Annotated in this window: 1 protein-coding gene; it reads right to left on the bottom strand. The window is 43.6% G+C overall.

Going from position 1 to position 264, the window contains the following annotated elements:
* Positions 1-207 (bottom strand): ATP-binding cassette domain-containing protein (locus AAEY79_RS15250; RefSeq protein ID WP_352289330.1); only part of this gene is annotated, 207 nt, incomplete at its 3' end.
* Between the last annotated feature and the right edge of the window lie 57 nt (positions 208-264).

Genomic DNA, 264 nt, shown 5'->3' with positions numbered 1-264 from the left:
ACCAAATACCGTCACCGAGCCCGCTGTTTTTTGTACTAACGAACTGATAATACCTATGGTGGTAGATTTACCTGCACCATTGGGGCCAAGCAGAGCAAAAAAGTCGCCTTGCTTTACCGTCAAACTGATTGATTTAACGGCTTCGACACCGCCTTTATAGATTTTTTTAAGGTTATCAATTACTAAAGCATTGGCGTTATCGGCCATGTTGAAATCCTCTACTCGATGAAAACAAAAAATCCCGCCTGTGCGGGAGTCTGGCAA

Origin of the sequence: Psychrobacter sp. GW64-MNA-CIBAN-0177 (genome assembly GCF_040309585.1) — a bacterium.
In the GTDB taxonomy this organism is placed as follows: Bacteria; Pseudomonadota; Gammaproteobacteria; order Pseudomonadales; family Moraxellaceae; genus Psychrobacter; species Psychrobacter okhotskensis.
The sequence above is the reverse complement of the archived record's forward strand: the minus strand, read 5'-3'. Positions and strand labels throughout refer to the sequence as shown.